This is a genomic window from Streptomyces sp. H27-D2 (genome assembly GCF_035828615.1).
Classification (GTDB): Bacteria; Actinomycetota; Actinomycetes; order Streptomycetales; family Streptomycetaceae; genus Streptomyces.
Map to the genome: position 1 here is coordinate 1 of NZ_JAYMZR010000115.1, position 5,533 is coordinate 5,533.

Annotated in this window: 4 protein-coding genes and 1 pseudogene; 2 read left to right on the forward strand and 3 right to left on the reverse strand. The window is 74.0% G+C overall.

What is annotated here, in order from left to right; genetic code table 11:
• On the forward strand, positions 1–618 hold a 618-nt coding region (locus QMK28_RS29695; RefSeq protein WP_326442775.1), incomplete at its 5' end, for a hypothetical protein.
• 48 nt (positions 619–666) lie between these two features.
• On the opposite strand, the gene QMK28_RS29700 is transcribed toward QMK28_RS29695, so the two are convergent.
• The 3 genes and pseudogenes from QMK28_RS29700 to xylB all read right to left on the reverse strand — a co-directional run bounded on the left by QMK28_RS29700 (position 667) and on the right by xylB (position 4,161).
• A complete protein-coding gene (locus QMK28_RS29700; RefSeq protein WP_326442776.1) occupies positions 667–1,191 on the reverse strand; it encodes a hypothetical protein in 525 nt (174 codons plus the stop codon).
• Positions 1,192–1,276: 85 nt separating this feature from the next.
• A pseudogene (locus tag QMK28_RS29705) lies at positions 1,277–2,570 on the reverse strand (ROK family protein).
• Positions 2,571–2,706: 136 nt separating this feature from the next.
• The gene (gene xylB / locus QMK28_RS29710) at positions 2,707–4,161 is read right to left on the reverse strand and encodes a xylulokinase (RefSeq protein WP_326442777.1); all 1,455 of its coding nucleotides are present in this window, start codon (positions 4,159–4,161) and stop codon (positions 2,707–2,709) included.
• Between the two features lie 122 nt (positions 4,162–4,283).
• Between xylB and xylA the strand changes: the two genes are divergently transcribed.
• The gene (gene xylA, locus QMK28_RS29715; protein WP_326442778.1) at positions 4,284–5,456 is read left to right on the forward strand and encodes a xylose isomerase; all 1,173 of its coding nucleotides are present in this window, start codon (positions 4,284–4,286) and stop codon (positions 5,454–5,456) included.
• Positions 5,457–5,533 lie beyond the last annotated feature (77 nt).

The window sequence follows — 5,533 nt, forward strand, 5'->3', positions numbered from 1 at the left end:
ATCTCGGACCTCGACCCCACCCGCACGCTCGAATCGCTCTACCTCGACCCGCTGATGAGGCGGGTGAGAGACAACCACGGCCGGGTGTACCGGGGTTACCCGCTCTCCCTGCAACTGCTCATCGACATCAAGACCGCCGGAGACCCCGCGTACCGCGAACTCTCCCGGCGGCTGCGGCTCTACCGGCCGATGCTCAGCGCGAGCGTGGGCGGCAAAGTGCGCCCCGGCGCGGTGACCCCGGTCATCTCCGGCGACCGGGCCGCGCGGGTGCCGATGGAGGCCGAGCGGCTGCGCTACGCCTTCTACGACGGCCGGCTGGAGGACCTGGGCAGCGGGGTCCCGGCCTCCTTCATCCCGCTGATCAGCACCAACTGGACGCTCAGCTTCAGTTGGCAGGGCGAGGGCCCGATACCGCCGGCCGAGCGGACGAAGCTGCGCCAGATCGTGGAAACGGCACACGCCGCCCGTCAACGGGTCCGCTTCTGGGCCACCCCGGAGCTGCCGGGCCCGGCGCGCGAAGCGGTGTGGCGCGAGCTGCTCGCGGCCGGGGTCGACCACATCAACACCGATGACCTGGCGGGCCTGGCGGCCTTCCTCCGGGCGAACGACCGGCATTAGGCGCTCGCGCCGGCCGCCCCTGAGGTCCGCTCCACGCTCCAGGCCGCCTCAGACCGGCGGAGTGTCCCTGAGATCGTCGAGCAGGTCGCGGAGGACGGGCGCGGGGACCGACGGCAGCAGCTGTGCGACGGCCTGGAGCAGCTTGCCCAGGACGAACGTGGTGTCGGGGGTGGATCGCACCATGGTGCGCACCGCCTCGGTGTCGCCGTGCGCTACGGCTTCCAGCAGCAGTGCGACGTCCGGTGCGGCCTCTTCCTCGGTCGACACCCAGCGGGTGTCGGCGGGACTGCGGCGGGCCAGATGCCGCAGTACCCGATCGGCGACGTCCGGCTGATACGCCTTGCGCACGGCCTCGTTGGCGATCCAGGTCAGCGCGGAGACCAGGTCCTTGATTCCGTCGGCCGAGTCGTCAGCCGCCGAGTTCGCCGGTGTGTCCACCCTGGCGGCGTCGCTGCCGCCGCCGGGCAAGGCCGCGTCGAAGGCTTGCTGGTTGCCGTGGCGGAACGCGAGCAGCAGATGGGCGGCCCTCGCCTTCGAATCGGTCACGCGGATTTCGGATATCTCGCCGGTCATGCGCAAATCGTACTGTTGCGGCTGCCATCCGGTGCGGGCGGCGGCCTCCGGTTCGCGGCGGCGGCTCCCGGCGGGCGTCGTGGCGCTACGCCCGCCGGGCGGCGGGGGCCGCGGCGGGCTGGGCCGTGGGCCGGTCCAGGAGCGCCTGTACGACGGAGTGGGCCGCGCCCAGCAGCGGGCCGTCCGGGCCGAGCCGCGAGACGGTGATGTGGTGCTGGGCGACCCGGCTCGCCAACTCCGCCTCCAGCGCGGGCAGCAGCCAGGGCGCGAGCCGGGCGAGCGCGCCGCCGAGGATCACCGTCTGCGGGTCGAGGAGGTTGACCGTGCCGGCCAGCGCGATGCCCAGCGCCTCGCCCGCGGCGCGCAGCGCGGTGCGCACCCGCTCGTCGCCCGCCGCCGCCCGGGAGGCCAGCGCGGCTGTGCGGGAGACGCCTGCCGGGCCGCCTGCCCCGGCCTCGGCGGGCTCCGCCGGGAACTCCGCCGGCTCCGGAGGGACCCCGGCGGCGCGCAGGACCGCTTCCTCGCCCGCGTACTGCTCCAGGCAGCCACGGCCGCCGCACGCGCACGGGAGCCCTTCGGGGTGCACCGGTACGTGGCCCAGCTCGCCCGCGAAGCCGTGCGCCCCGCGCAGCAGCCGGCCGTCGATGACGACTGCCGCGCCGATGCCGATCTCGGCCGAGACATGGACGAAGTCGCGGGGCCGCGGGGTGTGTCCGCCGCGCCACAGTTCCGCGAGCGCGCCGAGGTTGGCCTCGTTGTCGACGATGAGGGGGAACGACGGGGCGAGGGGTGAGGACAGGTGCGGGCCGGGGGAGACCGAGCTGATGGAGGACGGGCCCAGCGCCGGGCCGAGGTCGACGTGCCGCCAGCCGAGGTTGGGGGCGCGGACCACGGTGGTCGAGCCTCGCGCGACGAGGCCGGGCACGGAGACCGCCAGTCCGACCGGGCGCAATCCCTGCTGCTCGGCTTCGGCCGACACCCGGGCGAGCAGCGCCGTCAGCTCGGCGAGGACCGGCGTGGGGGCGCGCTCCCGGTTGCGCGCGCACCACCCCCCGCAGGTCCATGGCGCACACCGCGATGTGGTCCACCCCGATCTCCGCGCCGATCCCGACAGGCCCGCGGTCGTTGAGCGCGAGCGCCGTGCCGGGCCTGCCGACCGAAGCGGGTTTCGTCGGCCGGCCGAGCTCGACGAGCAACTCGGCGCGGGTCAGTTCGTCGACGAGGGTGGAGATGGCCGCGCGGGTCAGGCCGATGTGCGCGGCGACGTCGGCGCGGGAGAGCGGGCCGTGGCCGGCGATGGCGTGCAGCACGCGGGACAGGTTGCGTTGGCGCATCGCCTGCTGGGTGTTCGGCGTGGACGTCGGCGCGGGCGCGGCCATGTGACGGTCTCCTCCGGTCGGTGGTCGGGATGGGGGATACGGGCTGAGGGGATTTCGGAGCCGAGCTCAGATGCTGGTTCGGGCTCGGGGCTCGGACCCTGCTCGCGCGCCCCGTCCGCCCGCCCCCGCGCGCCCCTCAGTCCTCCACCGCCCCCGACCGCCCCGTCCGCAGCAGCGGCCCCGCGTCGGCCAGCGTCGCCGCCAGCCGGTCGATGGCCGCGTCGTCGCGCGGCACCGCTTCGTACGACGCACCGTCCGCCGTGCGCCAGCGGCGGGCGACGGCCGCCGGGTCCTCGCCGGTGAGCAGCGCGGCGGCCTGCGCCGCCGCGCCGAGGGCGACCAGCTCGCGGGCCCTGGGGACCTGCACGGGGCGTCCTGAGAGCCGCAGGATGGTGTCGCGCCAGGCGGCGCCCTGCGCGCCGCCGCCGATGAGCAGCAGCGGGGTGGCGGGGTCCGCGTAGGCGTCGAGGACCTTGTCGAGGGCGCTGAGCAGGGCGAAGACCGCGCCGTCGTAGGCGGCTTGCAGGACATGGCCCGCCGTCGTGTCGTGGCGCAGACCATGCAGCAGTCCGGTGGCGTACGGCAGGTTGGGGGTGCGTTCGCCGTCGAGGAAGGGCAGCAGAACCGCCGAGCCGCCCGGTTCGACGGCTTCGCGGTCGCGGCCGAGCAGCGCGGCGATCCGGTCCACGGCCAGGGTGCAGTTGAGGGTGCAGGCGAGCGGCAGCCAGGCGTCGCGCGCGTCGGCGAAGCCGGCGACCGTTCCGGTCGGGTCGGTGGGGCGGCCGGTGGAGACCGCGTACGCGGTGCCGGAGGTGCCCAGGCTGAGCACCGGCAGGCCCGGGCGCAGGCCGAGCCCGAGGGCCGCGGCCATGTTGTCGCCGGTGCCGGTGGCGACCAGAGTGCCGGGGATCAGCGGGAGTTCGGACCGCGGGCGGACGGTGCCGGCCGTCTCTCCGTGGGCCAGGACGCGCGGCAGCCGGTCGGGGGAGAGTCCGACGAGGTCGAGGATCTCCTCGTCGTACGACTCGGTCGAGGAGGCCCACCAGCCGGTGCCGGAGACGTCGCCGCGGTCGGTGGTGCCCTGGCCGGTGAGCCGCTCGGTGAGGTAGTCGTGCGGCAGCCGCAGGGCGGCCGTGGTGCGGGCCGCCTCCGGCTCGTTGTCGCGCAGCCAGGCCCACTTGGTGACGGTGAAGGCGGCGGTGGGCACACTGCCGACCCGCTCCGCCCACGCCTTGGGGCCGCCGAGGCGCTCGATGAGCCGCTCGCTCTGCGGGGCCGAGCGCACGTCGTTCCAGAGCAGGGCGGGGCGCACCGGCCGGCCGGCGGCGTCGAGGGTGACGAGGCCGTGCTGCTGGCCGGCGACGGACACCGCGCCGGCCTCCCGCGCGGCCGGTCCGCACTGGCGCAGCGCTTCGCACAGCGCCGTCCACCACTGTTCGGGGTCGCTCTCCCGCCCGCCTGTGCCGCCCACCGTGTGCGGCGCTTGCCCACTGGCGACGACCCGGCCGCTCGCCGAGTCGACGAGCAGTGCCTTGGTGGACTGAGTGGAGCTGTCCACGCCGACGACGAGCGGTCCTTCGGATACGGCCATGCTGCTCTCCCGTCAGAAGCTGGTCCCGGCTGGCTGATCTCCTGGCTGACTGAGGGCTTCTCCGGAGTGCTTGAGCATACTAATTTGTTAAGGGCCATGACGAAATAGTCGAGGGAGCCACCGTGAGCTATCAGCCCACCCCCGAGGACAAGTTCAGCTTCGGCCTGTGGACGGTCGGATGGCAGGGCCGCGACCCCTTCGGGGACGCCACCAGACCGGCGCTCGACCCGGCCGAGTCGGTGCGCAGGCTCGCCGCACTGGGCGCGTACGGCGTGACGTTCCACGACGACGACCTGATCCCCTTCGCCGCGTCCGAGAGCGAGCGCGAGGCACACGTCAAGCGCTTCCGGCAGGCGCTGGACGCCACCGGGCTGATCGTGCCGATGGCGACCACCAACCTGTTCACCCACCCGCTGTTCAAGGACGGCGCGTTCACCGCCAACGACCGGGACGTACGGCGCTACGCCCTGCGCAAGACCATCCGCAACATCGACCTGGCGGCCGAGTTGGGGGCCAGGACGTACGTCGCCTGGGGAGGGCGCGAGGGCGCGGAGTCCGGCGCGGCGAAGGACGTGCGCGCCGCCCTGGACCGGATGAAGGAAGCGTTCGACCTGCTCGCCTCGTATGTCGTCGAGCAGGGCTATGACCTGCGCTTCGCCATCGAGCCCAAGCCGAACGAGCCGCGCGGCGACATCCTGCTGCCGACCGTGGGCCACGCGCTGGCCTTCATCGAACGGCTGGAGCGGCCCGAGCTGTTCGGCGTCAACCCGGAGGTCGGCCACGAGCAGATGGCCGGACTCAACTTCACCCACGGCATCGCCCAGGCGATCTGGTCCGGCAAGCTCTTCCACCTCGACCTCAACGGCCAGACGGGCATCAAATACGACCAGGACCTGCGCTTCGGCGCGGGCGATCTGCGCTCCGCGTTCTGGCTGGTGGACCTGTTGGAGACAGCGGGCTACGAGGGCCCGCGGCACTTCGACTTCAAGCCGCCGCGCACCGAGGACCTCGACGGGGTGTGGGCCTCGGCGACGGGCTGCATGCGCAACTACCTGATCCTCAAGGAGCGAGCGGCGGCATTCCGCGCCGACCCGGCCGTGCGGGAGGCGCTGCTCGCCTCACGGCTCGACCAACTGGCGCAGCCGACGCTGGGCGAGGGCGAGACGCTCGCCGGGCTGCTCGCGGAGCGGGCCGTCTACGAGGACTTCGACGTGGACGCGGCGGCCGGGCGCGGGATGGGCTTCGAGCACCTGGACCAGCTCGCGATGGACCACCTGCTGGGCGTCCGCGGCTGACCCGGGCGTCCGCGGCCGACCGGTGCGGGGACGGTCGACCCCGTCGGGGGACGGAGACGGCGCCTCCCGCTGGATAC

Bases quoted from the DNA above. Each gene is read 5' to 3' on its own strand.
- QMK28_RS29700 (WP_326442776.1), bottom strand. From the start codon at position 1,191: ATGACCGGCGAGATATCCGAAATCCGCGTGACCGATTCGAAGGCGAGG.
- xylB (WP_326442777.1), bottom strand. From the start codon at position 4,161: ATGGCCGTATCCGAAGGACCGCTCGTCGTCGGCGTGGACAGCTCCACT.